Source organism: Dactylosporangium sp. NPDC050588, assembly GCF_040654975.1.
Lineage (GTDB): Bacteria > Actinomycetota > Actinomycetes > Mycobacteriales > Micromonosporaceae > Dactylosporangium > Dactylosporangium maewongense.
Genome location: NZ_JBFAJA010000087.1, coordinates 1 through 26,875, shown reverse-complemented (window position 1 = coordinate 26,875; position 26,875 = coordinate 1). Strand labels below are relative to the sequence as shown.

The 26,875-nt window shown below is 71.9% G+C and carries 32 protein-coding genes, 2 pseudogenes and 1 riboswitch; of the genes and pseudogenes, 18 read left to right on the top strand and 16 right to left on the bottom strand.

Annotated features, from left to right (window positions below; translation table 11 throughout):
• Position 1: 1 nt before the first annotated feature.
• Together AB0I21_RS44825 and AB0I21_RS44820 are read right to left on the bottom strand one after the other, a co-directional pair.
• Positions 2-1,399 carry a sigma 54-interacting transcriptional regulator gene (locus AB0I21_RS44825; RefSeq protein ID WP_360570141.1) on the bottom strand — a complete coding sequence of 466 codons (1,398 nt, stop codon included), beginning with the start codon at positions 1,397-1,399 and terminating at the stop codon, positions 2-4.
• A 9-nt stretch (positions 1,400-1,408) separates the two neighbouring features.
• A complete protein-coding gene (locus AB0I21_RS44820; protein ID WP_360570139.1) occupies positions 1,409-2,269 on the bottom strand; it encodes a LysR family transcriptional regulator in 861 nt (286 codons plus the stop codon).
• A gap of 70 nt (positions 2,270-2,339) precedes the next feature.
• Here AB0I21_RS44820 and AB0I21_RS44815 point away from each other — a divergent pair, with 70 nt between their 5' ends.
• A complete protein-coding gene (locus AB0I21_RS44815) occupies positions 2,340-2,996 on the top strand; it encodes a type 1 glutamine amidotransferase domain-containing protein (RefSeq protein WP_360570137.1) in 657 nt (218 codons plus the stop codon).
• Here the strand turns inward: AB0I21_RS44815 and AB0I21_RS44810 are convergent.
• Genes AB0I21_RS44810 through AB0I21_RS44800 form a run of 3 tightly spaced genes read right to left on the bottom strand, consistent with a single transcriptional unit; the run spans position 2,993 to position 4,835 of the window.
• Complete coding sequence (locus tag AB0I21_RS44810; RefSeq protein ID WP_360570135.1) at positions 2,993-3,580, bottom strand: hypothetical protein; 588 nt, start codon at positions 3,578-3,580, stop codon at positions 2,993-2,995. The genes AB0I21_RS44815 and AB0I21_RS44810 overlap by 4 nt on opposite strands.
• Positions 3,581-3,612: 32 nt before the next feature.
• Complete coding sequence (locus AB0I21_RS44805) at positions 3,613-4,206, bottom strand: hypothetical protein (RefSeq protein ID WP_360570133.1); 594 nt, start codon at positions 4,204-4,206, stop codon at positions 3,613-3,615.
• A 56-nt stretch (positions 4,207-4,262) separates the two neighbouring features.
• Positions 4,263-4,835, bottom strand: coding sequence for a hypothetical protein (locus tag AB0I21_RS44800; RefSeq protein ID WP_360570131.1), 573 nt, complete (start codon positions 4,833-4,835; stop codon positions 4,263-4,265).
• 137 nt (positions 4,836-4,972) lie between these two features.
• Between AB0I21_RS44800 and AB0I21_RS44795 the strand changes: the two genes are divergently transcribed.
• Both AB0I21_RS44795 and AB0I21_RS44790 read left to right on the top strand, forming a co-directional pair.
• A complete protein-coding gene (locus AB0I21_RS44795; RefSeq protein WP_344505067.1) occupies positions 4,973-5,350 on the top strand; it encodes an FKBP-type peptidyl-prolyl cis-trans isomerase in 378 nt (125 codons plus the stop codon).
• A 178-nt stretch (positions 5,351-5,528) separates the two neighbouring features.
• Complete coding sequence (locus tag AB0I21_RS44790; RefSeq protein WP_360570129.1) at positions 5,529-6,149, top strand: adenylate kinase; 621 nt, start codon at positions 5,529-5,531, stop codon at positions 6,147-6,149.
• A gap of 49 nt (positions 6,150-6,198) precedes the next feature.
• Here the strand turns inward: AB0I21_RS44790 and pgm are convergent, their stop codons facing one another.
• Entirely contained in the window at positions 6,199-7,824 is a 1,626-nt protein-coding gene (gene pgm, locus AB0I21_RS44785) for a phosphoglucomutase (alpha-D-glucose-1,6-bisphosphate-dependent) (protein ID WP_360570127.1), read from the bottom strand.
• A gap of 111 nt (positions 7,825-7,935) precedes the next feature.
• Between pgm and AB0I21_RS44780 the strand changes: the two genes are divergently transcribed.
• Together AB0I21_RS44780 and AB0I21_RS44775 are read left to right on the top strand one after the other, a co-directional pair.
• Positions 7,936-8,307 (top strand): group 1 truncated hemoglobin, encoded by a 372-nt coding sequence (locus AB0I21_RS44780; protein ID WP_360570125.1) that lies wholly within the window; start codon positions 7,936-7,938, stop codon positions 8,305-8,307.
• A gap of 26 nt (positions 8,308-8,333) precedes the next feature.
• Positions 8,334-8,849, top strand: coding sequence for a DinB family protein (locus AB0I21_RS44775; RefSeq protein ID WP_360570123.1), 516 nt, complete (start codon positions 8,334-8,336; stop codon positions 8,847-8,849).
• A gap of 26 nt (positions 8,850-8,875) precedes the next feature.
• On the opposite strand, the gene AB0I21_RS44770 is transcribed toward AB0I21_RS44775, so the two are convergent.
• Entirely contained in the window at positions 8,876-9,232 is a 357-nt protein-coding gene (locus tag AB0I21_RS44770) for a hypothetical protein (protein ID WP_360570121.1), read from the bottom strand.
• A gap of 20 nt (positions 9,233-9,252) precedes the next feature.
• Entirely contained in the window at positions 9,253-10,164 is a 912-nt protein-coding gene (locus AB0I21_RS44765) for a hypothetical protein (RefSeq protein ID WP_360570119.1), read from the bottom strand.
• Positions 10,165-10,404: 240 nt separating this feature from the next.
• Here AB0I21_RS44765 and AB0I21_RS44760 point away from each other — a divergent pair, with 240 nt between their 5' ends.
• On the top strand, positions 10,405-13,881 hold the full coding sequence (locus AB0I21_RS44760) for a discoidin domain-containing protein (RefSeq protein WP_360570117.1): 3,477 nt from the start codon (positions 10,405-10,407) through the stop codon (positions 13,879-13,881).
• A 42-nt stretch (positions 13,882-13,923) separates the two neighbouring features.
• Here the strand turns inward: AB0I21_RS44760 and AB0I21_RS44755 are convergent, their stop codons facing one another.
• Positions 13,924-14,409, bottom strand: a complete 486-nt coding sequence (locus tag AB0I21_RS44755; RefSeq protein WP_360570115.1) for a YfbM family protein — start codon at positions 14,407-14,409, stop codon at positions 13,924-13,926.
• 85 nt (positions 14,410-14,494) lie between these two features.
• On the opposite strand from AB0I21_RS44755, the gene AB0I21_RS44750 reads away from it, so the two are divergent.
• From AB0I21_RS44750 to AB0I21_RS44740, 3 genes are all read left to right on the top strand, one after another.
• Positions 14,495-14,932 (top strand): SRPBCC domain-containing protein, encoded by a 438-nt coding sequence (locus tag AB0I21_RS44750; RefSeq protein WP_360570113.1) that lies wholly within the window; start codon positions 14,495-14,497, stop codon positions 14,930-14,932.
• Entirely contained in the window at positions 14,919-15,251 is a 333-nt protein-coding gene (locus tag AB0I21_RS44745; protein ID WP_354897357.1) for a helix-turn-helix domain-containing protein, read from the top strand. Before AB0I21_RS44750 ends, AB0I21_RS44745 begins: the two co-directional genes overlap by 14 nt.
• Before the next feature lie 271 nt (positions 15,252-15,522).
• Positions 15,523-16,170: a hypothetical protein gene (locus AB0I21_RS44740; RefSeq protein WP_360570111.1), complete on the top strand. Its 648-nt coding sequence runs from the start codon at positions 15,523-15,525 to the stop codon at positions 16,168-16,170.
• Here the strand turns inward: AB0I21_RS44740 and AB0I21_RS44735 are convergent.
• A complete protein-coding gene (locus tag AB0I21_RS44735; RefSeq protein ID WP_360570109.1) occupies positions 16,149-16,553 on the bottom strand; it encodes a hypothetical protein in 405 nt (134 codons plus the stop codon). The two genes, AB0I21_RS44740 and AB0I21_RS44735, sit on opposite strands and share 22 nt — an antisense overlap.
• A 72-nt stretch (positions 16,554-16,625) precedes the next feature.
• On the opposite strand from AB0I21_RS44735, the gene AB0I21_RS44730 reads away from it, so the two are divergent.
• From AB0I21_RS44730 to AB0I21_RS44720, 3 genes are all read left to right on the top strand, one after another.
• Complete coding sequence (locus AB0I21_RS44730; RefSeq protein ID WP_360570107.1) at positions 16,626-17,225, top strand: hypothetical protein; 600 nt, start codon at positions 16,626-16,628, stop codon at positions 17,223-17,225.
• 170 nt (positions 17,226-17,395) lie between these two features.
• Positions 17,396-17,527: riboswitch (cobalamin riboswitch) on the top strand.
• A gap of 36 nt (positions 17,528-17,563) precedes the next feature.
• Positions 17,564-17,779, top strand: coding sequence for a CbtB domain-containing protein (locus AB0I21_RS44725; protein ID WP_344505090.1), 216 nt, complete (start codon positions 17,564-17,566; stop codon positions 17,777-17,779).
• 14 nt (positions 17,780-17,793) lie between these two features.
• Positions 17,794-18,525: a CbtA family protein gene (locus tag AB0I21_RS44720; RefSeq protein ID WP_360570105.1), complete on the top strand. Its 732-nt coding sequence runs from the start codon at positions 17,794-17,796 to the stop codon at positions 18,523-18,525.
• A gap of 42 nt (positions 18,526-18,567) precedes the next feature.
• On the opposite strand, the gene AB0I21_RS44715 is transcribed toward AB0I21_RS44720, so the two are convergent.
• Positions 18,568-19,140, bottom strand: a complete 573-nt coding sequence (locus AB0I21_RS44715) for a helix-turn-helix transcriptional regulator (RefSeq protein WP_360570103.1) — start codon at positions 19,138-19,140, stop codon at positions 18,568-18,570.
• 59 nt (positions 19,141-19,199) lie between these two features.
• Here AB0I21_RS44715 and AB0I21_RS44710 point away from each other — a divergent pair, with 59 nt between their 5' ends.
• Together AB0I21_RS44710 and AB0I21_RS44705 are read left to right on the top strand one after the other, a co-directional pair.
• On the top strand, positions 19,200-20,594 hold the full coding sequence (locus AB0I21_RS44710; protein ID WP_360570101.1) for an MFS transporter: 1,395 nt from the start codon (positions 19,200-19,202) through the stop codon (positions 20,592-20,594).
• 1,267 nt (positions 20,595-21,861) lie between these two features.
• Complete coding sequence (locus AB0I21_RS44705; RefSeq protein ID WP_360570099.1) at positions 21,862-22,284, top strand: DUF6086 family protein; 423 nt, start codon at positions 21,862-21,864, stop codon at positions 22,282-22,284.
• Here AB0I21_RS44705 and AB0I21_RS44700 read toward each other — a convergent pair.
• The 4 genes and pseudogenes from AB0I21_RS44700 to AB0I21_RS44685 all read right to left on the bottom strand — a co-directional run.
• Positions 22,199-22,600 (bottom strand): annotated as a pseudogene (locus AB0I21_RS44700) (hypothetical protein); the annotation flags it as partial. The gene AB0I21_RS44705 and the pseudogene AB0I21_RS44700 sit on opposite strands and share 86 nt — an antisense overlap.
• Positions 22,507-22,857 carry a transposase gene (locus AB0I21_RS44695; RefSeq protein ID WP_360570097.1) on the bottom strand — a complete coding sequence of 117 codons (351 nt, stop codon included), beginning with the start codon at positions 22,855-22,857 and terminating at the stop codon, positions 22,507-22,509. The gene AB0I21_RS44695 and the pseudogene AB0I21_RS44700, both read right to left, overlap by 94 nt.
• A gap of 67 nt (positions 22,858-22,924) precedes the next feature.
• Positions 22,925-23,059 (bottom strand): annotated as a pseudogene (locus AB0I21_RS44690) (transposase); the annotation flags it as partial.
• A gap of 313 nt (positions 23,060-23,372) precedes the next feature.
• Positions 23,373-23,906, bottom strand: a complete 534-nt coding sequence (locus AB0I21_RS44685; protein WP_360570095.1) for a hypothetical protein — start codon at positions 23,904-23,906, stop codon at positions 23,373-23,375.
• A gap of 111 nt (positions 23,907-24,017) precedes the next feature.
• Between AB0I21_RS44685 and AB0I21_RS44680 the strand changes: the two genes are divergently transcribed.
• Entirely contained in the window at positions 24,018-24,323 is a 306-nt protein-coding gene (locus AB0I21_RS44680; RefSeq protein ID WP_360570093.1) for a hypothetical protein, read from the top strand.
• Here AB0I21_RS44680 and AB0I21_RS44675 read toward each other — a convergent pair.
• Positions 24,320-25,261 (bottom strand): WYL domain-containing protein, encoded by a 942-nt coding sequence (locus AB0I21_RS44675; protein WP_360570091.1) that lies wholly within the window; start codon positions 25,259-25,261, stop codon positions 24,320-24,322. The two genes, AB0I21_RS44680 and AB0I21_RS44675, sit on opposite strands and share 4 nt — an antisense overlap.
• Before the next feature lie 64 nt (positions 25,262-25,325).
• Between AB0I21_RS44675 and AB0I21_RS44670 the strand changes: the two genes are divergently transcribed.
• The 3 genes from AB0I21_RS44670 to AB0I21_RS44660 all read left to right on the top strand — a co-directional run.
• Positions 25,326-26,183 (top strand): hypothetical protein, encoded by an 858-nt coding sequence (locus AB0I21_RS44670; protein ID WP_360570089.1) that lies wholly within the window; start codon positions 25,326-25,328, stop codon positions 26,181-26,183.
• Positions 26,184-26,204: 21 nt separating this feature from the next.
• Positions 26,205-26,525, top strand: a complete 321-nt coding sequence (locus AB0I21_RS44665; RefSeq protein WP_360570087.1) for a helix-turn-helix transcriptional regulator — start codon at positions 26,205-26,207, stop codon at positions 26,523-26,525.
• Positions 26,522-26,875, top strand: a 354-nt coding sequence (locus tag AB0I21_RS44660; RefSeq protein ID WP_360570085.1) for a hypothetical protein, incomplete at its 3' end; no start/stop codon positions are given. The genes AB0I21_RS44665 and AB0I21_RS44660, both read left to right, overlap by 4 nt.

The window sequence follows — 26,875 nt, the reverse complement described above, 5'->3', positions numbered from 1 at the left end:
CTCAGCCTCCGTAGACGGTGCGGCCGTCCTCGGTGAGGTCCTTGGACAGCCGTCTGGTGAGGTGCAGGCCTTCCAGGACGAACTCGATGCCGGCGGCGGCCTCGCCGCGGCTGGGCGCGTCGCCGAGCCCGAGCCGCTCCAGGACCTTCGCCAGGCCGGGCACGGTGCCGACCTGCTGCAGGATGTCGTCGGCGCCGGCGAGCTCGCCGGTCTCGATGACCTGCCCCTCGGCGACGAGGTCGGTGAAGCCGGACAGGTCCAGGCCGGCGAGCCGGGACCGGAACGTGTCGGCGGTCGCGGTGCGCAGCAGGTGCGCGAGGATCTCGATCTCGCGGCCCTCCTCGCCGCTGTCGAACTCGACCTTGCCGCGCAGGGTGCTGGTGACGCTGACCGTGTCGCCGACCCGGGCGACGGGCTTGTCGTCGCCGAGCAGCCCGCCGCGGCGCAGCGCGGACGCGGCCACGGTCTCGGCGGCGGCGATGGCGAAGCGGGCGGACACGCCGGAGCGGGAGTCGACCGCCGGCGACTCGCGCACGGCCCGGGTGAACCGGGCCAGGACCTCGATCACGTGGCCGGGGACCTGCGCCACGAGCTGCGCCTCCTGCTGGATCAGGTCGGTCTCCAGCTCCAGGTCGAGGGGGTAGTGGGTGCGGATCTCCGCGCCGAAGCGGTCCTTCAGCGGCGTGATGATCCGGCCGCGGTTGGTGTAGTCCTCGGGGTTGGCGCTGGCGACGAGCAGCACGTCCAGCGGCAGGCGCAGCTGGTAGCCGCGGACCTGGATGTCGCGCTCCTCCAGCACGTTGAGCAGCGACACCTGGATGCGCTCGGCGAGGTCGGGCAGCTCGTTGACGGCGAAGATGCCGCGGTTGGTGCGCGGGACGAGTCCGAAGTGGATGGTCTCCGGGTCGCCGAGGGTCCGGCCCTGCGCGACCCGGATCGGGTCGACGTCGCCGATCAGGTCGCCGACCGACGTGTCCGGGGTGGCGAGCTTCTCCCCGTAGCGCATCGAACGGTGCAGCCAGTCGACCGGCAGCGCCTCGCCGGCCTCGGTCGCGAGGCGCCGCGACGCGGGCGTGATCGGCGCATACGGGTGCTCGTTGAGCTCCGACCCGGCGATGACCGGGGTCCACTCGTCCAGCAGCGACACGAGGCCCCGGATGACGCGGGTCTTGCCCTGACCGCGCTCGCCGAGCAGGACCAGGTCGTGGCCGGCCAGGATGGCCCGCTCGAGCTCGGGCAGGACGGTGTCGTCGTAGCCGACGACGCCGGGGAATCGGGGCTCGCCGCTGCGGAGCTTGGCGAGGAGGTTGTCGCGCAGTTCTTCCTTGACGGTGCGGAACCGGTGGCCGCTGGCGCGCAGCTCGCCCACGGTGCGGGGCAGGTCCAAAGGCTGGGTCACCGCTCGAACCTAGCGCGGCAACGTTTCGGTTGGCGAAACACCGCGGAACGTGGCCAGCAGCCGGGCGCGGACCGCGGCCGCGGCGGGGGGCAGCGGGCCGTCGCGGTGGGCGAGGAACAGCGTGTTCAGCGGCGGGACCGGCGGGTCGTGCAGCAGCACCAGGCGGCCCGCCTCGAGGTCCGCCCGGACCAGGTATTCGGGCAGCACGCTGCACCCGGCGCCGGCCAGGACGAGGGCGCGGACGGCGTGCAGGTTGGGCACGACCACGTCGGCGGTGCGGTGCTGCCGCTGGTCGAAGACGCTGCGCCAGTACCGGCGGATGATCGGCAGCTCCTCGGCGTAGCTGACCAGCGGGGTGGTCGCGACGTCGCGGGCGGTCGCGGCGACGAGCACGAACTCCTCGTCGTAGAGCGGCTCGCCACGCAGCTGGCGGCGGCGCGGGCGGCTGGTGAGGACGGCCAGGTCGAGGGCGCCGGTGCCGAGCGCGTCGGCGAGGTCGTCGGACAGGCCGAGCGTGACCCGCAGCTTCAGGCCGCCGGCGACGAGCCCGGCGAGCGCGGGCAGGACCAGGTCGGTGAGGAACTCGGCGGCGCCGCCGAGCCGGACGGTGCCCTCCTCGGGGCGTTCGGCGACGCCGGCGAGGTCGTCGAGCGGGCCGGCGACCTGCCGGGCGAGCAGGTCCGCGGCCGGGGTCGGGGTGACGCCGCGGGGCTGCCGCACGAACAGCGGCCGGCCGAGCGCCGCCTCGAGGGCCTGGAGCTGGGCGGTGACGGTCGGCTGCGACAGGGCGAGGCGGCGGGCGGCGCCGGTGACGGAGCCCTCCCGGTGCACGGCGAGGAACGTGCGCAGCAGGTCGAGGGAGATCGCCATAGGAATTCCTATGGTAATGCCCGCCTGAGGCTATTGGCGCCGATGGCTTCCGGCGGGCGAAGCTGTCCGCATGACAGCGACCCTGATCGTCCTGACCAGCCACGCGACCCTCGGCGACACCGGCCGGAGCACCGGGTTCTACGTGTCGGAGGCGGCGCACCCGTGGGAGGTGTTCACTAAGGCCGGGCACACCGTGACGGTGGCGTCGGTCCTCGGCGGCGACCCGCCCCGCGACGGCGGCACCGACGGCCACGAGGACTTCCTCGCCGCCCTCGGCCACGACACCCCGGCCGTCGCCGACGTCGACCCGGCCGCGTTCGACGCGGTGTTCCTGGCCGGCGGGCACGGCACGATGTGGGACTTCCCCGGCAGCACGGCGCTCCAGTCACTGGTGCGGCAGGTGTACGAGCGGGGCGGGGTCGTCGGTGCGGTCTGCCACGGGCCGGCCGGCCTGGTCGGCGTCACGCTGACCGGCGGCGGGCACCTCCTCGCGGGCCGGGACGTCGCCGGGTTCACCGACGAGGAGGAGCAGGCGGTCGGGCTGACCGAGGTGGTGCCGTTCTCCCTGCAGCGGCGCCTCGAGGCGCTCGGCGCGCGGCACACCGGCGCGGCGCCGTGGCAGCCGCACGTGGTCCGCGACGGCCGCCTCGTCACGGGCCAGAACCCGGCCAGCGCGACCGGCGTGGCGGAGGCGATGCTCGACGCCCTCCGCGACGCCCGGGCCTAGGTCCGGCGGGTGCCGGCCGACCAGCCGCTGAAGCCGGTCCAGGCGTTGTCGGGGCCGTGGTACTGGTAATAGTCGTGGGCGGCGTCCCGGCCGAGCAGCACGAACGCGGCGGTCAGCGCCGCCAGCACGCCGGTGACCGCGGTCGAGGAGAGCGCGGAGAACCACAGCGGCAGCACCTTGTACAGGTGCTGCTCCTCGGCCGCGCCGTAGGCGAGCAGCGCGTTGTCGGGGTTGACGACGACACCGAGCAGCAGCACGACCCCGGCGAGCAGGGCCGCGGACCCGACCAGCAGCCGGGTGCCGGTGTGCCGGCGCGGGACCGCCGTCGCGACGCCGACGAGCAGCAACGCCATCCCGGCGCCCAGCACGACGGTGAGCGCCAGCCGGATGTGCATGCTGTCGATCTGCTCCTGCTCGCGGATGCTCCACGGGGCGTGCGCGGCGTAGGCCCCGGCGAACCGGGCGAGCAGCACCGCGGCCGCGGCGGTCTGCGCGCCGAGCAGGACGATCGCGGCCACGACCAGCCAGAACGCCCGCCGCACGGGGGCGGCCGGGCGGCGGCGCTGGGCTGGGCGGGCGGCCATCCCGTCCAGCGTAGGCCGCGCCGGGTGGGCGCTCATCGGCCGCGGCGGAGGAGTTCCAGCCAGGACCCGTAGCCACCCCACCGGGCGCCCGGGTCGTAGTCCTGGTAGTACCCGGCGGCCGCGGGCCGGCCCATCCGGAGGAACGCGACGCCGAACAGCAGCACCACCCCGAACACCGCCACCGAGGACAGCGTCTGGAACCAGGCGGGGATCAGCGTCTCCAGCCACGCGAGCGAGGCGGCGTCATCGGGGCTGACCGCGTTCTCAGGGCTGAACACCACGCCCAGGACGAGCGCGACCCCGGCGACGAGCGCCAGGACCCCGACGAGGCCGCGGCTGGTGTCGGCGCGCCGCGCGACGGCCGCCGCGGCGAGGCCGAGCATGACCGTCACGACGGCGCCGATCAGCACGGCCACGGTGAGCCGCAGCTCGATGCCGTTGGCGGCATCGTCGCCGACGTCGAACGGGTTCGACGGCTTGATGGCCTGGTACGTGTCGTCGAAGCCGGCCAGCAGCGTCGCGCCGGCGACGGTCTTGGCGAGGATCAGCAGGAGCCCGATGGCGGCCAGCCAGAACGCCTGCCGGACGGCGGCGGGCGGCGGGTCGAGCCGGAGGTCGTCGTTCACCGCCGCCAGGGTAAGGACCGCCACCGCGCCGGGCGACCCCGTTCACCAAGCCGTGATCACCGGTTGACGATGTCGTGCCAGGAGGTGAACCCACGCCAGCCCGTCGGCGGGCGGTGGTGCTGGTAGTACTCGACGGCGGTGTCCCGGCCCATCCGCAGCAGCGCGGCGCCGAGCAGGACGACGACGCCGGTGACCACGCCCGACGACAGTGCCGAGAACCACACGGGCAGCAGCCGCTCCAGGTCGGCGAGCTCCGCGGCACCGGCGGCGAGGACGGCGTTGTCGGCGGCGAGGGTGACGCCGAGCAGCAGCGCGGTCCCGGCGAACGCGGCGGCGGCGCCGACGGCGGCGCGGGTGCGGGTGGTGCGGCGCGGGACGGCGAGCGCGGCGCCGGCGAGCAGGACGGCGATCCCGGCGCCGAGGACGACGGCGACGGCGAGCCGGGCGTGGACGCTGTCGGCCTGGGCCTGCTCGGCGACCGACCACGGCCCGTGCGCCCGGTGGACGGCGCCGAACCGGGCGAGGAGGATCGTGGCCGCGACCGCCTGCGTCGCGGCCAGCGTGAGTGCGCCGATGACCAGCCAGTACGCTTGCCGCACCGGCGCGCAGGGGCGCTTGCCGTCCGTCATCGCCTTCAATGTACGACGCGCCCTGCGCCTCATCCAAGGGCTGTTTGCGGGGTGGTCGCGCGCCACACGTCAACGCGTACGGCAGGATGGACGCTGCAAGGTACCGCAGCAACCGCATCCCGCCGAGGAGTTTTCGCATGGCGCTCAGCAAGCCCGACGTGACCCTGCCCGACGGCCCGCCGCCCGCCGACCTGGTGATCGAGGACCTCACCGTCGGTGACGGCGCGGAGGCCCGCCCGGGTCAGCAGGTCAGCGTCCACTACGTGGGCGTGTCGCTGTCGACGGGCAAGGAGTTCGACGCGTCGTGGAACCGTGGCGGCACGTTCGACTTCGGGCTCGGCCAGGGCCAGGTCATCGCCGGCTGGGACCAGGGCGTGGCCGGCATGAAGGTCGGCGGCCGGCGCAAGCTGGTCATCCCGCCGCACCTGGGCTACGGCGCCCGGGGTGCCGGCGGCGGCCTGATCAAGCCCAACGAGACACTCGTCTTCGTGGTGGACCTGCTCGGCACCCGGTAAGTCCGGTTACCCATCCATGGGTCCGGTATTCCCTACCGGACCCATGGATCGCAATGCGGTAATTCACAGCTGACACACAGCCCACCTCGGACATCGAGGTGGGATGCTGGACCATCGGCGTCGGCCGGCACCCGTTTCACCACCTTTTTCACCTCAAACGCCAAGAAGGGGTGTGCAGATGACAATGCAGTCGGCGGCACCACGCGCGAAGCGAATCCTCATGATCGGCGCACCCGGGGCCGGCAAGGGCACCCAGGCGCAGCTCATCGCGCAGCAGTTCGGCATCACCCACATCGCCAGCGGCGACCTCCTGCGCAAGAACATCGCGGAGGGCACGACGATCGGCCGCACGGTCGAGGAGCTGGTCAACAAGGGTGAACTGGTCCCCGACTCGATCATCATGGACATGCTCCGCAAACCGGTCCTCGCGGCGAACGCCGACGGCGGCTACGTCCTGGACGGCTTCCCGCGGACCGTCGAGCAGGCCGAGGCGGCGTACCGCACCGCCGGTGCCCTCGGCGTCGGCGTGCAGATCGCCGTCCATCTCGACGTCCCCGAGGAAGAGCTGACCCGCCGGATGCTGGCCCGGGCCCGCGGCGCCGACGACACCGTCGACGTCATCAAGCACCGCATCAAGGTGTACGAGGAGAAGACCCGCCCGCTGCTGGACTACTACCAGCAGCGCGAGCTGCTCATCCAGGTCAACGGCGCCCGCCCGGTCGGCGAGGTGACGTGGTCGATCGTGGTGCAGCTGCAGCGGGCGTTCAAGCAGCGTCCGGCCGCGGCCCGCGCCGCCTGATCCACCGTCGTTCGAAGGCCCGGCCCCTCGGGGGCCGGGCCTTCCTCGTTCAGCCTGACAGTGCGGCGGAGACGACGCCGCGGGCCTCCTGCTGGATGCGCTCCAGGTGCTCCGGGCCCTGGAACGACTCGGCGTACACCTTGTACACGTCCTCGGTCCCGGACGGCCGTGCCGCGAACCAGCCGGACGCGGTGACGACCTTCAGCCCGCCGATCGGGGCGCCGTTGCCGGGCGCGGCGGTCAGCTTCGCCGTGATCGGCTCACCCGCCAGCTCGGTCGCCGTCACCTGCTCCGGCGACAGCTTGCCCAGCACCGCCTTCTCCTCCCGGGTGGAGGCGACGTCGATCCGCGCGTACGCCGGGGCGCCGTGCCGCGCGACGAGGTCGGCGTAGTGCTCGCTCGGCGACCGGCCGGTCGTCGCGATGATCTCCGCGGCGAGCAGGCACAGCAGCAGGCCGTCCTTGTCCGTCGTCCACACCTGCCCGTCGCGGCGCAGGAACGACGCGCCGGCGCTCTCCTCGCCGCCGAACCCGACGGAGCCGTCCAGCAGCCCGGGCACGAACCACTTGAACCCGACGGGGACCTCGATGAGGGTCCGGCCGAGGTCCGCCGCGACCCGGTCGATCATCGACGACGACACGAGCGTCTTGCCGATGGCCGCGTCGGCGCGCCAGCCGTCGCGGGCCTGGAACAGGTACTGGATGGCGACGGCGAGGAAGTGGTTGGGGTTCATCAGGCCCGCGTCGGGGGTGACGATCCCGTGCCGGTCCGCGTCGGCGTCGTTGCCGGTCGCGACCTGGTAGTCGGCACGCTTGCCGATCAGCGACGCCATCGCGTTGGGCGACGAGCAGTCCATCCGGATCTTGCCGTCCCAGTCGAGGGTCATGAAGCCGAACGTCGGGTCGACGTCGGGGTTGACCACGGTCAGGTCCAGCTTGTGCCGTTCGGCGATGGCGCCCCAGTACGCGACGCTGGCCCCGCCGAGCGGATCCGCGCCGATGCGGACCTTCGCGTCGGCGATCGCGGCCATGTCGATGACGGACGGCAGGTCGTCGACGTACGCGGCGAGGAAGTCGAACCGTCCGGCCGCCTCCTTCGCCCGCGCGTACGGGATGCGCTTGACGCCGTTGAGGTTGTCGGCGAGCAGCGCGTTGGCCCGGTCCTGGATCCACTTCGTGACGTCGGTGTCGGCGGGCCCGCCGTGCGGCGGGTTGTACTTGAAGCCGCCGTCCTCCGGCGGGTTGTGCGACGGGGTGACCACGACCCCGTCCGCCCCGAGGTGCCGGTGGGTGAGGATCGCGTGTGACAGCGCCGGCGTCGGCGTGTACCCGTCGCGGCTGTCGACGAGCACCTGCACCCCGTTGGCCGCGAACACCTCGAGGGCGCTGACCGTCGCGGGCTCCGACAGGGCGTGCGTGTCCTTGCCGAGGAACAACGGCCCGGTGTACCCCTGGACCGCCCGGTACTCGCAGATCGCCTGGCTGACGGCGACGATGTGGTCTTCGTTGAACGAGCGGCGCAGGCTCGAGCCGCGGTGCCCGGACGTGCCGAACGCGACCTGCTGCGCGGGGTCCGCGACGTCTGGGTGCTCGGCGTAGTAGCTGGTGATGAGTCGCGGGACGTCGACGAGGTCGGAGCGCTGCGCCTGAGCTCCGGCGCGGGGATGGACGGACATACCGCATACGTTGCCACGTCACCGTTCCCGCTGCGACACGACTCGGTCATCGGCCGAAACAAACCGTGGCTACACTGCCGCCCGTCGATGCCCTTTCACCCCGGTGAGGCGATGATGACGACCGCGGTTTCCATGTACGCCCGGGTCGGCGGCGGCCCGGCCATCAAGCACGTCGTCGACCAGCTGTACACGTGGATCCTCACCGACGAGGAGCTGTCCCCCTACTTCGAGCGCGTCACCGTCGAGTCGCTCAAGCGGCACATGGCGGCGCTGCTCGCCCAGGTGCTCGGCGGGCCGGCCGAGTACACCGGCCGCGAGCTCGGCGAGTCGCACCGCGGCTTCGGGATCACCGACGCCCACTACACGCGGGTCGTCGACCTCGCCCTCGCCGCGCTGTTCCTCGCCCACGCCCCGCGCGACGTCGTGGCCGCCGTCGAGGACACCCTCCTCTCGGTCAAACCGGACATCCTCGGCCTCGGCTGAGCTCCGCGGCGTGGCATGATCCGCCTATGACGTGGACCGCACCCGAGCCGCCACCGTTCGGGGGTTCGCTCGTCGCCGACGAGCGGACCCTCCTCGAAGGCTTCCTCGACTGGCAACGCGCCGTGCTCGTGGGCAAGTGCACCGGCCTGACCGGCGAGGAGCTGGCGCAGCGCTCCTGTCCCCCGTCGACCCTGTCCCTGCTCGGCCTGCTGCGCCACGTCACCGACGTCGAGCGCGAGTGGTTCCACACCCGCTTCCGCGGCACGCCCGTGCCGTTCCTGTACCGCCGCGCCGACGCGAAGGACGCCGCCTTCGACGAGGCCGACGGCGAAACGGCGGAGGCCGACTACGACCGGCTCATCGCCGAGTGGCGGTCGTCCCGGGCCGCGGTCGCGTCCGCCTCCCTCGACGACAGCTTCATCGACTCGCTGCGCGGCCCGATGTCCCTGCGCGCCGTGTACCTCCACCTGATCCAGGAGTACGCCCGCCACAACGGCCACGCCGACCTCCTCCGCCAGCGCATCGACGGCGAAACCGGCTGACCCCGTCCGGTGAAAGGCACTGGACGTCACTCCATCCGCGAGACGACGTCGTCTATCGGGCCGGGTTGATGCGTCAGCACCGAAGGGTCGATCTCGATGTCCGTTCTCCACCACATCGGCACCAGACCGCTGCTGTGCAGGTAGGACCGACACGAGCCACACCATTGCCATTGGCTTCCGCGCCCCTGCCACGGCCGGCCGGCGACTGTCCGCGGGTCGACCCGGTGCAGATCGAACCACCGATGCAGTGTGGTCGCACCGCACACCGGGCAGGGGGCCGACAGCGTCTCCCCCTCCTCGGAGGCGTCGAACACATCCCCCCAGGCGCTCATCTGCGGATCCGGCACGGTCGTCCATGAACGGGAACTGTCACCGACAGCCACGGATGTCCTCCTCAATCGCGTCACCCGCTCCCGCTGAGCGCGAGGCGCTGCGCGGCCTCGTGCTGGGACAGCCACGGCAGTCCGTCCAGGGTGGCCTTCTTCGTGTTGTACGCCGACACCCACAGGCCGGCGGCCCAGCTCGCACCCAGCTCGTCGGGCGGCCAGGTGCGGCCGGACGCGCGCTGGTACTCGTCCAGGAACTGCGCGGTCTCGTCGACGGTGGCGGCGCGGGGCACCAGGCCGCAGGGCCATACGGCGGCGGCGAGGCCGACCACGACGGCCTCGGGGGCGGTGATGACGCTGTCCCAGTCGTGCACGGCGAGGGGGTCGTCGCCGGTCCAGCGGAGGTTCTGCGCCTCCCAGTCGCCGTGGCCGGTCACGAGCCGGCGGCCGGCCGGTGTCTGCGCGAAGCGGGTGAGGCGCTCCCGGACGTGGGTGCCGAGCTCGTCGAGCCACGGCGTCGGGGGTGCGGCGTTGAGGTCGTCGTCGCGGTCGTCGGCGGCGGGCCAGATGCCGGGCACGTCGTGGTCCCACGCCGTCCACGGCGGCGCGGGGGTGAGGGTGCCGAGGGTCGACGGCGGCGGGGCGAGGGCGACGAACCGGGCGAGCAGCGTCGCGAACCGCCGCGCGGGATCGGTCGACGGCGCCGTCGCTCCCCCGGGCACGAGCACCTCGACGGTCACCGCGACGCCGTCCTCCACGACCGGGCCGGCGAGAGGTTCGGGTGCCGGGAACCCCGCCTGCCACAGCGCCCGCTGGACCGCCGTGCACGCGTCGAGCCGCGGCGAGTGCGCCCGCGCCTTGACGACCACGGCGCGGGCGTCGGCCAGGCGGACGCCGTACACACGCGACAGATGACCGCCGCTGAACACGACCTCCGCGACGGGTGCGCCGAGGTGGCGGCGGGACCATCGGTCGACGTCGAACGTCATCAGACCAACCTATGCGACCGCAAAACTTAAATCTTCCGATCACCGTGCAAGAAAGTTCGCGCATCCGCATCGAAACATCTAGACACAGGTATGAAAGCCCCATAGATTGGCCGCGCCAGGCATCGGCGTGCCAGGCAACCCGCAGGACATCGACACCGATGCCCGCCCGTTGTCCGAAGCGCGCCGTCGTCAGCGGCATGCCGCGCTTCGGGCGGAGCGTCCCGCTTCCCTGGAGGAACCGTGCCCGTCCCGCCCCGGCGCATGCGCATCCCGATCGTGGGTGCCCTCGCCTCCACCCTTGTCGCCACGGCGCTGGTCCTGCCCTCGGCCGGCGCCGCCGCCGCGCCGCCGCCGCAGGAGCCCGGCGTCACGATGCGCACCTTCGACCTGCAGACACCCCTGAGCAACCTCTGCACGCTGAAGGCCGCACAGACGCCGAACGTCGACAAGCTCATGCCGACCGTCGACTGGACCACCTCGGCCCAGTTCGGCCTGGAGGACAACTTCCTCACGCAGGTCATCGGCAACGTCAACATCGCCACGGCCGGCAACTACACGTTCCGGCTGATCAGCGACGACGGCTCGCGCCTCGTGATCGATGACAACGTTGTCATCAACCACGACGGGCTGCACGGCGCGACCGCCAAGGACGGCGCCGTCCAGCTGAGCACCGGATACCACTCGCTGCGCATCGACTTCTTCGAGGCGGGCGGCGGGCAGCAGCTCACGCTGCAGTGGCAGACGCCGGGCTCGTCGTCGTTCGTGACCGTGCCGAACTCGGCGCTCAGCACCGACGCCGGGGTCGTGCGGGTCACCGCGCCCGGGCGCAAGGAGTGCGAGACGGCCGGCGACTCCCCCGGCGACGGCCTGCCGCTGACCTCGGTCCACCCGAACTTCACGCTGACGAACCTGCGGCCCGGCGGCTTCGAGCCGAAGGTCACCGGCATGGACTGGCTGCCCGACGGGCGCATGGTCATCTCGACCTGGGGCGGCAGCGACCAGTCCGGCACCTCCCAGGCGGGCGAGGTCTGGATCCTCGGCAACACCGGCGGGGCGACCTCGCCGGCCAACGTCACCACCAAGCGCATCGGCAGCAACCTCAAGGAGCCGATGGGCCTGAAGGTCGTCAACGGCGTCGTCTACGTGTCGGAGAAGGCGCGGCTCACCCGGCTCGTCGACACCACCGGCGACGAGGTCGCCGACCAGTACCAGACCGTCGCGACCTGGCCGTATGACGGCAACTTCCACGAGTTCGCGTTCGGTCTGCTGTACCAGGACGGCTTCTTCTACGTGAACCTGTCGGTGTCCATCGACTACGGCGGCGCGACGACGAACCCGCAGGGCATCGCCAACCGCGGCACCACGATCAAGATCAACGCCAGCAACGGCCAGGTCACCTACGTCGCTGGCGGCCTGCGTACGCCGCACGGCATCGGCTGGGGGCCGGAGAACAGCATCTTCGTCACCGACAACCAGGGCGGCTACCAGCCCGCGTCGAAGTTGCTGCAGATCCAGCAGGGCCGCTTCTACAACCACTTCCTCAACCCGCAGGGCCCGTTCGACAACGCGCCGATCAGCCAGCCGGTGCTGTGGCTGCCGCAGAACGAGATCGGCAACTCCCCCAGCACCCCGATGCTGATGCAGAGCGGCCTGTACGCCGGGCAGTTCCTCATCGGTGACGTCACGTACGGCGGCCTGCAGCGCGCCTACGTGGAGAAGGTCAACGGCGAGTACCAGGGCGCCCTGTTCCGGCTCACGCAGGGCCTCGAGGCCGGCGTCTCCGAGGTCAACGTCGGCCCGGACGGCGCGGTCTACGTCGGCGGTCTCGGTGCCGGCGGCAACTGGGGCCAGTCCGGCAAGCTGCTGTACGGCCTGCAGAAGCTGACCCCGAACGGCAACAACGTCTTCGACATCCTCGCCACCCGGGCCACGCCGAACGGGTTCGAGCTCGAGTACACCCAGCCGCTGTCGGCCGCCACCGCCAGCGCCCTGGCCAGCAAGTACCGGGTGAAGCAGTGGCGGTACGTGCCGACCGCCGCCTACGGCGGCCCGAAGATCGACGAGGAGACGCTGACGGTGTCCTCGGCGACGCTGTCCGCCGACGGCAAGAAGGTCACCCTGGTCATCAACGGGCTGAAGGCCGGCCGGGTCGTGCACATCCGCTCGCCCAAGCCGTTCGCCGCCGCCAACGGCCAGTCGCTGTGGAGCACCGAGGTCTGGTACACGCTCAACGCGATCCCGGGCCAGGTCCCGCCGGTCAACCTCGCGCTGGGCAAGACCGCCACCGCCGACAGCTCGTGCAGCACGTCGGAGAACCCGCAGCGGGCCGTCAACGGCACCACCACCAACGGCAACCTCGACAAGTGGTGCTCGCAGGGCGCCACCAAGTGGCTGCAGGCCGACCTGGGCGCCAGCCAGAGCGTGAACAAGGTGGTGCTGCAGCACGCAGGTACCGGCGGCGAGAACACCGCGTGGAACACCCGGGACTTCAACGTCCAGGTGAGCACCAACGGCACCGCGTGGACGACGGTCGCGACCGTCACCGGCAACACGGCGAGCACGACCACGCACAACTTCACCGCGACGCAGGCCCGCTACATCCGGCTCAACGTCACCACCCCGGCCAGCGACGGCAACGCCGCCGCGCGCGTCTACGAGCTCGAGGCCTACGGCGGCACGGCGCCGCCGGCGACCGGGAACCTGGCGCAGGGCAAGGCCACCACGGCCGACAGCTCGTGCGCCACGGCGGAGGGCCCGGACAAGGCGGTCAACGGCAGCGTCAACGGCGGCAACACCGACAAGTGGTGCTCGCTCGGCGCGTCGAAGTGGATGCAGGTCGACCTCGGCGCGAGCCAGAGCGTGGGCCGGATCGTGCTCAAGCACGCCGGCGCCGGCGGCGAGAACAGCGCCTGGAACACCCGCGACTTCAACCTGCAGGTGAGCACCAACGGCACCGCGTGGACGACGGTCGCGACGGTCACCGGCAACACGCTGGGCTCCACGACGCACGACTTCACCGCCGTGCAGGCGCGGTACCTGCGGCTCAACGTCACCACCCCGGCCAGCGACGGCAACGGTGCCGCCCGGATCTACGAGTTCGAGGCGTACGCGTCCGGCGGCGCCAACCCCGGCCGGGTCGTGCTGTTCGACGGCCAGAACATGAGCAGGTTCGAGGGCTCCGGCGGCGCCGCGGTGACGTGGCCGCTGGGCAACGGCGGGGTCGAGGTGCTCGGCGGCGACATCCGCAGCAAGGAGAGCTTCGGCGACTTCCGGCTGCACATCGAGTTCTGGCTGCCGAACCTGCCCCCGGAGGTGACCGGGCAGCAGCGCGCCAACAGCGGCATCTACCTGCAGGACCGCTACGAGCTGCAGGTGCTCGACTCGTTCGGTGACACGAGCATCGGCATCGACGAGTGCGCGTCGATCTACAACAAGATCGCGCCGACGAGCAACGCCGCGACCGCCCCGCAGACGTGGCAGACGTACGACGTCACGTTCCGCGCGGCGAAGTACAACGCCTCCGGCACCAAGACGGACAACGCCAGGGTGACGGTCGTGTGGAACGGCGTGACGGTGCACAACAACGTGGCCATCGACGGTCCGACCGGCAACGGCGCGGCCGAGGGCCCGTCCGCCGGCAAGATCCGCCTGCAGGACCATGGCGACCCCGGCGCGAACCTGTTCTACCGCAACATCTGGGTCGAGCCCATCGCCTGACCCGGTTCTTGCACAACGGGGGCGGCCTGGTGCCGCCCCCTGTCACATCGCCGTGAACACCACCGCGCGGCCCGCCGCGGCGGCGCGGTCGTAGAACGCCTGGATGTCGGCGAAGTTGGACCACGTGTACTCGAAGTCCTGGTCGTCGCCGGCGCCGGCGTAGTCGCTCTTGTCGAACGCGTCGAACCGCTCCCGCAGCCAGGCGCGGTCCAGGTCGCGCAGGGCCGCCGCGACGTCGCGGACCTCGTCGGCGGTCACGTACACGGCGTAGTAGTCCTCCTCGAGGAGGTCGCGGCCGCCGAGCACGGCGTGCGTCAGCGGGTATTCGCCGGCGTCGGCGTCGAGGGAACCGGTCAGGCAGCGGTGCACGGCGTCCCACGCCTTGTCGGTGTCGACCTTCATCGACTCGTCGTCCCACTCCTCCTCGAGGTCCCCCAGGAGCGCCGCGACCTCGTCCTCGTCGCGGTCGGCGGCCTTGAGCAGCTTCTTCTCCTGCTTCGCCGTGATGGCGAAGTGCACTCCCAGCATGCCGGTGATCGTACGGTCCAGTTGACGCAACCAGATGATTGCTATACGTTGGATGCAACTGAACGGTTGCTACATGGAGGCGGACATGACTTTTCCCGACCGGATCGAGCGCACCCTGCAGCTGGCCCACCCGCCGGAGAAGGTGTGGGCGGCGCTGACCACCGCCGAGGGCCTCGGCACCTGGTTCGGCAACCGTGCCGAGGTCGACCTGCGCGTCGGCGGCACGGCCAAGCTCATCTGGGACAGCGGCGACACCGCCACCCTCACCATCACGCGCGTCGACCCGCCGCACGTCTTCGCCTACACCTGGCCGATCTACGGCCTGCCGCAGGAGGACCCGCGGCGCAACCAGGTGGAGTTCACCCTCACGCCTTCCGCCGACGGCACCACATTGACCATGATCGAGAGCGGATTCGCGCAGGTGCCGGACGAGACCGTGCACAACACCGCGTACACCGGAAACACCAAGGGCTGGACCAGTGAGCTCGGCGAGCTCGTCGCGTACCTCGATGGGCAGGCCTGATCCGGAGGCGGTGGCGCAGGAGGTCTTCGCCGCCCTGGCCGACCCGAGCCGGCGGGGGATCCTCGCCGCGCTCGCGGCCGGGGGGCCGGCCACCGCCACCCAGCTCGCCGGGCAGCTGCCGATCACCCGGCAGGCGATCGCCAAGCACCTGGGCCTGCTGGCCGAGGCGGGCCTGGTGGTCGCCGAGCCGGGCGAGCGGCGGCGGGTCCGGTTCCGCCTCGACTCGGCGTCGATGAAGGTGGCGCAGCAGTTCCTCGCCGCCCTGGCCCGGGACTGGGACGGGCCGCTGCTGGCCCTGCGGGACCGGCTCGACGGCTGAGCGCCGTACCGGACAAAGACCACATTCGGGACCGAACGGTTTGGGTCGGGAATCGACTCCGGCCGGGTGTGCGAGTGGCTGGTAACGTCCAGACGTGGATCTGCTGAGGGTGGAACACCGTCACGTAGAATTGGCCGACGTCGACTTCTCGGGTCGCTCGTTCGACACGTTCGGTGCCTATGGCGGGACATTTCTGCGATGTAACTTCTCGGAAACTTCTTTCGGAAGGTTCAGCGTCGGCCATCAGGGCCAGACGCGATTCGTCGACTGCGTGTTCCACCGCACGAGGTTCCCGCTGGGCAACACGTACCTCGGCGACGCGCGCTTCGAGCGCTGCCTGTTCGACGGTGCCCGGATCCGGGAGCTTGACACCGAATGCGCGGAGTTCGTGGAATGCGTGTTTCGTGGCCGGGTGTGGCACACCGTATTCAACGGCGCTCCCGGCGGGGCGGACGGCGGTCCGGTCCGCGCCCGCAACGAATGGCGCGGCAACGACTTCACCGACGCGGACCTCGTCGACGTGGACTTCCGCGACATCGACCTGCGTGCGCAGCGCTGGCCCGCCGACGGGGCGGAGTACGCGCTGATCGACGACGTCGACGCGCGGGCCGCGGCGGCCGTCGACGCCATCCACACGGCGCCGGACGGCACGTGGCCGGAGCCGGCGCTGGCCGTGCAGGCGATCGAGTTCGCCCGCACCGGCCGGCCGCGCGACCCGAACGGGTTCGTGCTGCTGCGGCGCCGCGAGCTCGGGCACCGGCTCCCGCCGGAGGTCCGCGAGCAGCTGTGGACCCTGCTGGTGTCCGGCTACAAGAACGACAAGGACGACCGGCTCGGGTCCGACCACACCGACGGCCGGCTGGGGTCCGACCACACCGACGACCGGCTCGTGACCGGCTACACCGACGACCAGGAGTAGAGCGCCCGCCCCTGCGCGACCGCGGACCTGGCCAGCCCGGCGAGCGCGACGAGCCGCCCGGCCTCCCAGTCCTCCAGCAGGAACCGGTCCGCGTAGCCGCGGATCTGCCCCTCCTCCAGCCGGGTGAGGGTGTCGACGAGCTCCGCGTTGATCCGCACCGTCCACGGGCCCAGGAACTCCGGGTCGTCGGCGCCGCGCAGCGGCTCGTCCCGGCCGAACTCGCTCGGATCCCGCCCGTCGATCTCCGCGGCGAACTCCTCGACCTCCAGGATCCAGCCCTTGCAGTCGACATACGGCCAGTCGTTGCCGGCCGGACCCAGATCGAGGTCGAGCGCCGCCAGCTCCTGCTCGGTCGCGGCGAAGTAGTCCATCATCACGCCCACTGACCGACATTATCGCGACCTGTCGATCCCGGCAGCACTCGGCCGCGCTCACCCGCGAGCTATCCTGCCGGCATGGACGCGCTGCGGCTGCACCGGGCGGAGCTGGAGAACCTGGCCGGCGGGGAGGAGGTGCGGGCCGCCGTCCACTGCCGGACGGCGTTCGGCGGCGAGCGGCCGCGGCGCTCGCGGCAGGAGCTGGAGCACCTGGTGGCCGACGTCCCGGCCGAGGTGCGGGACGCGGCGGTGGCGGCCCTGCGGGACGCACCGGACGCGGATCCGGAGCAGGCATGGGAGCGCGTCGTCGCCGTGCTCGTCGGCGCCGACTCGGTCATCCGGGTCGACGTCGACAAGGCGATCGGCGGGTACGCCGTCACCGGCCCCGACGACTCGTGCGCGGCCCGCCTGGACCGGGGTATCCGGGACGCGACGATGGTCCACTGTGTCGTCACGGACCGGCGGCTGGTCCTCGCGGACATGGACGACGACCTGCGCGGTTTCCGGCTGCGGGCGGCGGTGCCGCGCACCGCCGTGCTGCGGGCCCGCCGCGACGGCAGGTTCCTCCAGCGCGGCCGGGTCGTCGTCGACTTCGCCGACCTGTCGCAGCTGGCGCTGCTCACCGGCGTCTTCGGCACGGGCCGCGCCGACGCGCTCGTGGCCGCGCTCGCCGGATAGGACCGGCCGCCAGCACGCGTCGGCCACCGGCGCGACGGACCGCACAAGGTCGGCACCCACCTCGTCGCCCTCACCCCGACCGAGAACTTGATCACCCTCCCACTGGGCGCCGGCCGTCCTGACCAGCGGGGCGGCGCCCGATTCCCGTGCCCGGATCGGCCGTTCGATTGACACGCTGGTACGCCGTCCGTACCGTCCGAAACATACACGTGACAGTGAACGGAAGCCGGTGCAAGCCCGGCACGGTCGCGCCGCTGTAACCACGCAGGTGGGAGTCAGACCCGGGCACGGTCACGACAACGCTCGATGGGACGCGAAATCCCGCAGGAGGCTGCATCATGGCATCGATCTCGGCTCTTCCCACCCCGGCCACCGCACCGGCCCCGATCCCGCTGCGGCAGATCCTGCCGTGGGCCACGTTCGGCGTCGTCCTCGCCGTCGTCCTGCTCTACTTCGTCGGCGCCGAGCAGGGCATCACCTCGGTCGTCTCGGGTTCGACGGTGCACGAGTTCGTCCACGACGGCCGGCACCTGCTCGGCTTCCCCTGCCACTGAGCCGGGGCGCCAGCATGTTGAATGCCCGGACGCTCCTGGTCCGCGGCATGATCACCGGCCTGGTCGCCGGTGTCGCCGCGTTCCTGTTCGCCTACCTGTTCGGCGAGGGCCCGATCAACGACGCGATCGCGTTCGAGGAGGTCCACGCCACCGACCATGAGCACGGGCCGGTCAGCCGGACCGTGCAGAGCACGCTCGGCCTGGCCACCGCCTCGGTCGTGTACGGCGTCGCCATCGGCGGCCTGTTCGCCATCGCGGTCGCGGTCACGCTCGGGCGCATCGGCCGGATCAGCGCCCGCGCCACGGCCGCGATCGTCGCCCTCGCCGGGTTCGTCGGGGTGGCGCTCGTGCCGTTCCTGAAGTACCCGGCGAACCCGCCCGCGACCGGCAACCCCGACACGCTGCAGCAGCGGACCGGCCTGTACTTCCTGATGATCGTCATCGGGGTCGCCGCCGTGCTCGGCGCGATCGTCGTCAGCCGGTCGCTGCAGCCGCGCTTCGGCACGTGGAACGCGACGATCCTCGCGGTCGTCGGCGCCGCGACCGTCGTGGGTGTCGCGATCGCGATGCTGCCGGCGGTCAACGAGGTGCCCGACGGGTTCTCCCCGGTGCTGCTGTGGCGGTTCCGGCTCGCGTCGCTCGGCACCCAGGCGGTCACCTGGGCCACGCTCGGCCTGCTGTTCGGCTACCTCACCGAGCGCAGCCAGCGCCCGGTCGTGGCCGACGCGCACCCGGTCGCGGTCTGATCTGTTCGTTGCTGAAGGCGGTGGGGCGTTGCCCCGCCGCCTTCACTGCTTCCCTCTCGCGCGCACCCGCGCCTTCTCCCCCTGGGGCCCGAACATGTGCAGGACCTCGACGGTGTGCTCGCCGGCGGGGCCGAACCAGTGCGGCGTGCGGGTCTCGAACTCGGCGACCTCCCCCGGCCGCAGCGTCAGCTCCTGCCCGCCGAGGATGAGCCGCAGCTCGCCGGCGAGGACGTACAGCCACTCGTAGCCCTCATGGGTGACCAGCCTGGGTTCGCCGGGTTCGAGCACCTGCTTGAACACCCGCACCGGTCCCGGGTAGCGCGTCAGCGCGACGACCACGCTGCCTCTCCGGTTTCGCTGGGGCTTCAGGTGTACGCGGGGATCCCCTGTCGCCGGTGCCCCCACCAACTGGTCGAGGGCCACCTGATGCGCCTGGGCCAGCGGCAGCAGCAGGTCGAGCGTGGGGCGGCGCTTCCCGGACTCGAGCCGCGACAGCCCGCTGACGGAGATGCCGGTCCGCGCCGACAGCGCCTCGAGGGTCAGCCCCCGCCTGCGGCGCAGGTCCCGCAGCCGCGGCCCGATCCCGTCGATGAGCCGCTCCACCTCGGCGTCCATTTTGCAATCTTCGCAAATTCTCTGCGGCCTGTACGGGGTGCGCGCCGATCATCGTGGCCATGGACACCACACGGCGCTGGACCGTTCTCGCCATCTGCTCGACGAGCCTGTTCCTGGTCGGGCTCGACACCACGATCGTCAACGTCGCCCTGCCGTCGATCGGCGACGGCCTGCACGTCGGCACCCGCGGCCTGGAGTGGACCGTCGACGCGTACACCCTGGCCCTGGCGAGCCTGCTCATCTCCTCCGGCGCCCTCGCCGACCGCTTCGGCCGTCGCCGGATTTTCCAGATCGGCCTGGTCGTCTTCGCCCTCGCCTCGGTGGCGTGCGCGGCCGCGCCGTCCCTCGGGTGGCTCGTCGCCGCCCGCGTCGTGCAGGGCGTCGGCGGCTCGATGCTGAGCCCGGTCGCCCTCGCGATCGTCGTCAGCGTCATCACCGACCCGAAGGAGCGCGCCCAGGCGATCGGCGTGTGGGCCGCGATCTTCGGCGCCAGCATGGCCGCCGGCCCCGTCGCGGGCGGCGCGCTCGTCTCCGCCCTCGGCTGGCGGTCGGTCTTCTGGGTCAGCGTGCCGCTCATCGCCGCGGTCCTGGTCCTCACCGCCGTGTACGTGCCGGAGTCCCGGTCCCCGCAGCCCCGCCCGGTGGACGTGCCCGGGCAGGTGCTGCTGGTCGCGCTGGTCGGCGGGTCCGTGTCCCTGCTCATCGAGGCGCCGCACGCGGGCTGGACCGCTCCGGTTTCGGTCTGCCTGTCGGCGGTCACCCTGGCCGCCCTTGCCGGGTTCGTGGTCACGTCCCTGCGCCGCCGGTCGCCCCTGATCGACGTCCGCCTCTTCCGCCACGCCCCCTTCACCGCCGCCGTCCTGGGCGCCGTCGTGCTCTTCGCCGGTCTCAACCTGACGCTGCTGCTGAGCACGCTTTACCTGCAGCACACCCGCGGCCTGTCACCCGCCGCCGCGGGGCTCGTCACGCTGCCGATGGCCCTGGCGGCGACGGTGTGCGCGCCGCTGTCCGGCTACCTCGTCGGCCGCGCGGGCCCGCGCCCGCCGCTGCTCCTCGCGGGCGCCTTCGTCCTGGCCGGCGGACTGTGCCTGGTCAGCCTGTCCGACGTCACCGCCCTGCCGGTGCTGCTGTTCGCGTTCCTGCTGCTCGGCGTCGGCATCGGCTTCGCCAACACCCCGATCACGAACACCGCCGTCGCCGCCCTCCCACCGTCCCGCTCGGGCGTCGCGGGCGGCATCACCTCCACGGCCCGCCAGTTCGGCGCGGCCCTCGGAATCGCGGTTGCGGGCGGCCTGGTCGCGTCGTCCTCCCCCGCGGGCCTGCCCGCCGCGTCCCGCCCCGGCTGGCTCCTGGTCGCCACCTGCGGCGCCGTCCTGCTCGCCGTCGCCAGGCTCTCCCCCACCCCGCGAACCACCCCACAACCCACTACACGCCCCGCCACCAGCCACGCGTAGGACGCGTCACCGCACCGCCCCACGCCCGACCACCAATTACCTGCAACCGATTACCAGCAATCGACTACCAGGAATCGTCGGAAGGAGCCGTCACCAGCAGCAGTGTCCGCATGCCCCGGCGATCGGGAGCATAGGGATCGCTCTGACCATCGTCGCCTGGGTTGGCGTCGGGTTGGACCTCGATCTCGTAGAGCGGGGCCTCGGCGCGGTAGATCCCCCGGCGGTCGCTCACGTGTTCGGCAAAGTCCAGGCCGAGACGGTCGGCGACGATGCGAGCCAGTTCGGCGGGTGTTCGCGCCGTAGGTGTCGTAGATGGTCATGGTCGGGCCGCCACTTGCCCGTCGCCGAAGGTCGCCCCGGCGCGGCTACACGGCCCCTTGGTCACACGGCTATGGTGCCGTACGGTCCGGCATCCCGACATGCCGTCATCGGCCGCGGGTTCCGCAGCGGGCGCAGTCACGCAACAGGACCGGTCACCAGCCACTCGCCGTGCGGTGGCTGTCGACGAGGCAACTGCCTGCTGGTGACCGTCAGCACGGATCTCGACGGTCACCGGCAGGCAGAGCTTGTCCTCCTCGAGACGCACCTTCGCGTGGATCCCGTCGGCCCACCCGTAGACGTGGCCGGCCTTGGTTGTTGGCGCCTCCGCTCTGCCAGACCACTCTCCCACCGAAATGCCTGGCGACCGCAGCAATGCCACCGTCTGCGCCACAGCGCCGGCGGACGCCGACAGTTAGGCTGTCCAGGGCGGAGCCGCCCCCGTTGACAAGGGCGAACGGCCACCGCCGGCTCAGCCGTCTGGAACGAACGGCCACTTCAGCCGGGCGAAGCGCTCGGCCGGGGATCCAGCGACGCAGCAGCGCCACCGTCAGCACGGCGAAGGCCGCCGGATGACCGACGGCGCCTCGGCGTAGCCGGCGAGGGCGAGGCGGGTCAGACGGCCGATCACCTCGGGGTGGCCGCCGGGCAGACGGGCGACGGCACCGACACCGCCGGCGCCGTCGTGCTGTACCTGTGCCGGTCGCGGCCGGCGCGCCGGAGCCGATGGGCTTCACAGTCTGCGGCTCGTCGTCCGCGGCGGGGTGGCTACTGCCCACTGAGAGCGTGTTGGGAAGCACTCGATCTTGGTTGGCGCATCCGCGAGGTCGTCGGCGTTTGATGCCTGGGGGCGGTCGAATGGCTGGCAACGGCGTCATCCGACTCTCATCGGTGCAGGCTGGAATCCGGTGCCAGCCATCACACGTGTCGGGCCTGGGATCATGGCGCGGTGAGTCAATACTTTCAGGTCGGCGATCTCGTGCTGTGGAATCCGGCCCAGACTGTCGCGCTACTGTTCGCCCGCATGACCGAAGCGATGGTGTTGGTTGCCGAGTGCCCGTCAGGCGTCGGACCGGATGTAGGACGGGATGAGTATGAGGTCGACCCAGACGCCTTCGCGGCGTTCGTGGACGCGCTGACCGCGCGGTACTTGTCGACGAACCACCCCATCCTCACAGCGATGCTCGAGGGCTACCTGCCCGCCGCGCTCGTGATGGTCCAGCGCAGCGGCCGTGACGTGCCGGCACTCGTTCAACCGATCGTGCGGAACAACCGGGACATCTCACTCAACCACGACGCGTTCGATCCGGACGGTGACCGGCAGCGCCTCCTGAGTCTGGCCGAGCATCACGCGCGGGCGATGCCCCGCTGAGCCGACGCCATCGCCTGAGCTGTGCTTCAGCTCTCGTCGGGCCCCTGCCAGCGTTGCTGGCGGACGGCTGGTTGGTTCGCGTGATGCGGTTGGTCATAGTGTTAATGGCGGCCCAGCGGATCACGGCTTCGGAGGTGGCGGAGTCGCGTTCGTAGTCTCGGGCGAGACGGCGATGGGCGGTCAACCAGGCCAGGGTCCGCTCCACGCACCCGCGGCGCGGGACTACCGCGAAGCCTTGCTGGCCTTCGGGTTTCCGCATGATGTGCAGGGTGGTGCGCACGATGATGGCTGCCCACTCGACGAGCTTGCCGGCGAAGCCGCAGTCGGCGAAGACGAACCGGATCGGCGATGCCAGGTACATGTGCAGGAGGGTGGTTTGGCTCCGTCGCGGTCCTGGACGCTGGCCGCGAGCACGATCACCACGATGAGCACGCCCGGCGTGTCGGTGACGATGAACCGTTTCCGGCCATTGATCTTCTTGCCCGCGTCGTAGCCGCGGCTGTCGCGGCCGACTGTGTCGGCGCCCTTGACGCTTTGCGAGTCGATGATGCCCCGCGCTGGGCTGCGGGGCACGGGCCCTGCTGCACCCGTAGTTGCTCTCGAAGTGCAGGAAGCATTCGATCGATGCCTTGTCCCGTTCCCACTGCTTGAAGTACCAGTACACGGTCTGCCACGGCGGGAGGTCAGCTGGCAGGTGTCGCCAAGCGCAGCCAGTGCGGACCACGTGCCGGATACCGTCCACGATGGACCTGCGCGGGCGCTTCTCCGGTCGGCCGCCCGCGTTTCGACTCCGGCAGCAACGGCTACCTTGACGGCATCAACGTCGACGGTCACGCAGGCTCGCTCGCCAAGATCCGAAAACTTCTCAAACACGCTCTGAGCCGTCGGGAGCGAGCCGACACCTCGCCCGTACCAAGGCCAACAGCGGGAGTGCGCGATCGGCACGGCGCCGCCCATCAGCGCCGCGCAGCACCGGCAGGCGCCGACTCAGCCGGCCGGGCGGAGCGGGCACCGCACGGGCGGCCGCGGTGAGTGGCCAACCGGGCGGGGCCGCGTCCGAAGCGAGCGGCCGGCGGCTGGGGCGCAGGTCAGGCGTCCAGGTCGGGGCAGTACTTCGTGGCCTCGGCCGTTGCCTTGTCCATCTCGGCCTGGAAGGCGTCGCTCGCCAGGTTGTCGGACTCGAGGACCTTCGAGAAGGCATTCACGAAGTTCCGCAGGGCGAGCCTCGCCTGCGGGTCGGCGGCCTTCTCGAGCTCGGCGTTGACCGAGGCGCTCAGGCGGTCGAAGACCACCTTGCCCTTCGACTTCGCCGTGGCCATGGCGGCCTTGTCGTCCTTGGCGGCGGCGGTGAGCAGCTCGGTGAGGACGGCGACGACCGCTTCCTTCTCCTTGTCATACGCCGCGACGACCGCCTTGCACACGGCCTCCGTGTTGGCCTTCAGGTCGACGGACTGCGACGGGGCGGCCGCGGCGCTGGTGCCGGCCGCATTGGTGCCGGCCGCGCTGGCGGCGGCGCTCGCCGAGCCCTGGGCGGCGGGCGACGGGTCCTCGGAGGAGCAGGCCGCCGTCAGAGCCACCGTCGTGGACAGGGCCAGGGCAAGGATGGTGCGTCGCAACTGCATGGTGGGTCGCGCTCCCCCGTGAGGAAAACCAAAGCGAGCAGAGCATAGAGGCGACCACCGACATTTTCCGCTCGAGATGAGACTCGCCACAGCGGCGCGTAGGCTCCCGCCGTGACCATCGACATCACCTCAGAAGCAGCGACCACCGACGCATACGACGACGCCGACGACGTCACCGAGGAGACCGGCGAGGAACTCGCCGAGGACACGGCCGGGGAGCCGGGCGACGGCCCGTCGGTCATCTACACCACGTACTTCACGGCGGCCGAGGACCTCGTCGAGCACGTCCGGGCCGCGGACGTGCTCAACCTCGGTTTCCGCGTCGAGTCCTACCTCGTCGCGTCCGACGACCCGGCGGACGCGGGCCAGATCGAGTACGAGTTCACGCTGCTGAGCGAGCTGCCGCTCAAGGACTAAGGGTCGGCGTACAGCGCGACGACGGCCTCCGCGGCGGTCCGCATCGCGGTGCGGACCGCCGGCGGGTCCACGACCGTCAGCTGCGCGCCGAAGCCGAGCAGGCTGCCGACCGCGTGCGGCACCCCGGCGAACGCGAACCGCACCAGGTGCGACGACGCTGACGGGGAGTCAGGGGACAGGTGACGGGCGAGCACCCGACGCACCAGCGCGACCGCGGGCGGCGACACCGCGACCAGCACGGTCAGCGGTCGTGGGCGCGCCTCGACCCGGTCGCGCAGCCGGGCCCAGGCCGCGTCCAGGTCGAAGCCGGTGGGCAGCACCGCCGGCGTGGGCAGCACCGTGCATTCGTGGACGCGCGACACCCGTACCAACGCAGGCTCCGACGTGACCAGATACCAGATGCCCGCCTTCGCGACCAGGCCGGCGGGGGTGACGGTCCGCCGCGAGCGGGCGCCGTCGCTGTCCTCGTAGTCCAGCGACAGGCAGCGCCCGCGCAGCAGGCCGTCGTGGATGGCGGGCAGCAGCGGCACCGCCTCGCCGGAGCGCATCCACGGGTCGACGTCGACGATCACGTGGCGGCGGCCCTGGGCCACGCCGCCGCGCAGTGCCTGCCCGCCGGCGCCGATGATCTTCTCGATGGCGGTGTCGAGGGCGTCGCCGAGGCCCAATTCGCCGGCGAGGCGTGCCTGCCCGACGGCCAGGCCGGTGCCTTCCGCGGCGTTCAGGTGCGCCAGGCCTGCCCGGTACGCCGGCAGCATCCGGATCCCTCCGCCGCGCCCTCGCTCGGCGTACACCGGAATCCCCGCGGAACTGAGCGCCGCGACGTCGCGCAGGACGGTGCGCACGGACACGCCGAGCCGCGCGGCCAGCTCCGGCGCCGCGGAGGACGGGCGGGCCTGCAACAGCAGGACCAGGGACAACAGTCGATCGGCGCGCACGAGCCGAAGAATATCCGTTGAAACATGACAGGGGTTGTCTGGTTCTACGGAGCACGCTGCACGCATGGACGCACACATCACCGGGCCCTACGACCTGGCCAGGCAGAACGAGTACTTCGGCGGGTGGATCCAGCCGGCCGGCGACGACCGGACGATCGTCATGGCGTTCCCCGTCGAGGGCTGGACGCACTCCGCCGCCGTGCTCCTGCGGCAGACCGCGCCCGACCGGGTCGAGGGCGAGGTGCAGGGGCCCGAGGACGCGTGGCGGCAGGCGCTTGCCGTGCTGTCCCTGGACGTCGACGGCAGCGGCTACCCGCAGGTCGGCGAGCGCGACCCGGTCATCGGCGCCCTGCAGCGGCAGCACGCCCACCTGCGCCCCGTGCTGTTCCACTCACCCTACGAGGCCGCCTGCGCGTTCATCATCGCCCACCGGATGCGCATCGAGCAGGGCCGGGCGATCCGGCAGCGGATGGCCCGCGAGCACGGCGAGGCGTTCGAGATCGGCGGCGGCACCGCGCACGCGTTCCCGTCGCCGCAGCGGCTGCTGCGCATCACCGAGGTCCCCGGCATCGACGGCGAGAAGATTCGGCGGCTGCACGGCGTCGCGGAGGCCGCCCTCGACGGGCTGCTCGACCGGGCCAGGCTGCGGAGCCTCCCCGTCCGGCAGGCCCTCGCCGACGTGCGGCGGCTGCGTGGCGTGGGCGACTTCTTCGCCACGGCGATCGTGATGCGCGGCGCGGGTCTCGTCGACGCCCTGCCCGGCGATGAGATGACCATGTCCGGGATGCGGCGTCGGTACGACCTGCCGGCCGCCCCGACGGACGAGGACATCGCCCGCGTGACGGGCGCATGGAGGCCATACCGGATGTGGTGCTCCGTCCTGATCCACGCGGCGGAACGGAGAGCCCGCGCGGCCGCTTGACTACATAGGTAGAGTTAGCCTGTGCAGCGAGTCAGACGCCCGTCCCCGCAGACCGCAGCCGTGCTGCGCGCGCTGACCGCGGACCCCGCGCAGTGGCGGTATGGCTACGAGCTCGGCCAGGAGGTCGGGCTCAAGGCCGGTTCCCTCTACCCGATCCTCATCAGGCTCTCCGACCGCGGCCTGCTCGAGGCGTCCTGGGAGACCGACCCGCCGCACGGCAGGCCGCCGCGGCACCTGTACCGGCTGACCGGCGCCGGCGTGACAGCCGCGGCGGACCTCGGACCGGCTCCTCTGGCGGCGCCTGTCCGCCCCGCTCGGACCGAGCCGAGGGCCGCCTGGTGAGCGCCGCCCTGCTCGCCCTCGTCGTACGGCTGCTGCCCGCGTCGCGGCGCGACTGGGGCCGCGCGATGCTGGCCGAGTCCGCCGCGATCCCGCCCGGGCGCGACCGGCGCAGCCACGCCCTCGGCTGCGCGGCGGCGGTCGTCTGCCAGCCGGCCGTGCTGCGGACGCTCGCCTACCCGCTCGCGGCGGTCGCCGTCCTCGCCGGGGTGCTGCGCTGGTCGGCCGGCATCGCGTACCAGCCGCTGCGGTGGGGCGTCGTCGGCGTCATCGCGCTCCTGCTCGCGGTCGCCCTCGCGGCCCGCGCGCTCGGCCCGGTCGCGGACATGTGGGGCATCACCAACAAGGGCGTG